This window comes from Mycobacterium sp., from assembly GCF_019243155.1.
Classification (GTDB): Bacteria; Actinomycetota; Actinomycetes; order Mycobacteriales; family Mycobacteriaceae; genus Mycobacterium.
Genome location: NZ_JAFAUS010000290.1, coordinates 1 through 2,604, shown reverse-complemented (window position 1 = coordinate 2,604; position 2,604 = coordinate 1). Strand labels below are relative to the sequence as shown.

The 2,604-nt window shown below is 67.8% G+C and carries 2 protein-coding genes; both read right to left on the bottom strand.

Annotated features, from left to right (window positions below; genetic code table 11):
* Positions 1 to 1,532 (bottom strand): glycogen/starch/alpha-glucan family phosphorylase (gene glgP / locus JOZ00_RS14380; RefSeq protein ID WP_293344623.1); only part of this gene is annotated, 1,532 nt, incomplete at its 3' end.
* A gap of 182 nt (positions 1,533 to 1,714) precedes the next feature.
* Positions 1,715 to 2,604: NAD(P)/FAD-dependent oxidoreductase (locus JOZ00_RS14375; RefSeq protein WP_293344622.1), on the bottom strand; the 890-nt coding region annotated here is incomplete at its 5' end.

The window sequence follows — 2,604 nt, the reverse complement described above, 5'->3', positions numbered from 1 at the left end:
CCGATGTGCCGGCTGATCAGAGCGGTCAGCTTCGGATTGCTGAGCACGATCCAACGCCGCGGCGTCACGCCATTGGTGACGTTGAAGAATTTTTCCGGCGCCACCTTGTAGAAGTCGCCGAGCACGGTCTTCTTGAGCAGCTCGGTATGCAGCGCCGCGACCCCGTTGATGGCGTGGCTGCCGACGGTCGCCTGGTGCGCCATGCGCACGTTCTTGCCGCCGTCCTCGCCGATCAGCGACATCCGTCGCACCCGGTTCTCGTCACCGGGGAACCGGGCCTGCACCTCGTCGAGGAAACGCCGGTTGATCTCGTAGATGATCTCGATGTGGCGCGGCAGCGACTCGGCGAACATCTCTAGCGGCCAGGTCTCCAGCGCCTCCGGCAGCAAGGTGTGGTTGGTGTAGCCGAACGTCGCGACCGTGATGTCCCACGCCTCGTCCCAGTCCAGGTCGCGTTCGTCGACCAGCAGCCGCATCAGCTCGGCGACCGCGATCGACGGATGAGTGTCGTTGAGCTGCAAGGCAAACCGCTGGGGAAGTTCCCGGACACCGGCGTCGGCGAGGTCGTCCATGATGTGCAGCACGTGCTGCAGCGAGCAGGACACGAAGAAGTACTGCTGCAGCAGACGCAGCCGCTTGCCTGCCTCGGGCTCGTCGTTGGGGTAGAGCACCTTGGTCACCGTTTCGGAGGTGACCTCGTCCTCGACGGCCTTGTAGTAGTCGCCGGTGTTGAACGCTTCCAACGCAAATGACTTCACGGCGCGCGCGCTCCACAGAGTGAGCACGTTGCACGTGTTGACGCCGTAGCCCTGGATGGGCGTGTCGTACGCGGTGCCCTTCAGCAGCCGACCGGGCACCCACCGGGCGCGGTCACGGCCGGAGTCGTCGGTGAAGTGCTCGGCGTAGCCGCCCCACTTGACCAGGAAGCTGACGTCGGGTTTGGCGATCTCCCAAGGGTTTCCGTTGTCCAGCCAGTTGTCGGTCTGTTCGACCTGCCAGCCGTCGTGGATCTCCTGGTCGAAAATGCCGAATTCGTAACGGATGCCGTAACCGATTGCCGGACGCTCGAGGGTGGCCAGCGAGTCGAGGTAGCACGCGGCGAGCCTGCCGAGGCCCCCGTTGCCCAGACCGGGCTCCACCTCACAGGCCAGCACCTCGTCGAGGTCCTGGCCCATCGCGGCCAGCGCGGTCTTGGCCGCGTGCTCCATTTGCAGGTTCAGCAGGTTGTTGCCCAACTGCGGGCCCATCAGGAACTCCGCCGACAGGTAGCAGGTCACCTTGCGGCCGAGATCGAGCGAGGTCTGCGTGGATGCCACGCGGCGGTCCTGCATGCGGTCGCGCACGGCCAGGGCCAGCGCCCGGTAGTAGTGCTCGGGCCGCAGGGCAGCGGCCGGACGGCCGATCGAGTAGCGCAGGTGATCGGTGATGGCGCGCTGCAACGCCGGCGCACCCATTCCAGTGCGGGAGTGCTCGACCAAGTCGGCGGGCCTGGTGGACGTTCCGTCGGTGGGTGTCTGTTCGACATCGGTCATGGTGAGTCCTACTCCCTTACGTCGTTAGCGCCGTACCGACGCACCCGGCGACGGTAGGCCGTCAGTCTGGCACCGATGTTTGCACAGCAGGCGCGCAATTGACGGCGCTCACGTAAACACGAGCTCACGTGCTGGCGACGAAACGGAGTCGTCCGGCCCGGCAATCCCGCTGGCAACACGGGTCAGTGGGCGAGCAGATTCACGGCCCCGGCGAAGACGGCGGGCAGCGCGGCGGCCGCGGGCACGATGCGTGATCGCGTCGGACCGTGGGCGCTCGCCTCAAGCAAGGCCGCCGTCAGCATCCGGTAGCGCCGCGTCATCTGACGCCACTGGCGTTCGTAGGTGTCCGGGCGTTCGGCGACAACGGCTTTCACCAACAACTCAGCCGCGCCGAACGCCAAGCCGAGGCCCTCGCCCGTGAGGGCATCGACATAACCGGCGGCATCACCGACCAGCAGAACCCGATCTGCCGCCCGGCTCGATACCCGCTGCCGCAACGGACCCGCGGCCCGGTCCGGCTCGTGCGGCTGACCCGCTAGCCGATCCCGCAGTGCGGGAAACTCCGCGAGATGGGAATCGAAGCCACCCCGTCGAGACTTCAGCACCGCCACGCCCACGCAATCCTCGGCGATCGGCGTGACGTACGCCTCGGCGCCGGGCGCCCAGTGCACCTCGACGTAGTCCGACCACGGCGCGACTTGGACGTGCCTGCGGATGCCCCACCGGCGGGCACCCGGGCTCGGCCGCTCCAGGCCGAGGGACCGGCGGATCGGTGAGTGCAGCCCGTCGGCGGCGGCCAGGTAACGCGCTCGCCACCGTCCGGCCCGCACGGATGTGGAGTCCTGGCTGACCTCGACCACCTCGTCGTGCATGATCCGCACGCCCGCATCGGTGGCGGCGTCCAGCAGCGCACCGTGTAAGACCGTGCGGCGCACCCCACGTCCGGCGCCCCGCCGGAACGGGGCGGCGACGTGCCGGCCGCCGTCGTGGTAGCTGATTCCCCGAAACGGCTTTCCACAGGGGTGCACGCCAAGGCGTTCCAAGTGCCGCAGGGTGTGCGGCATCAGCCCCT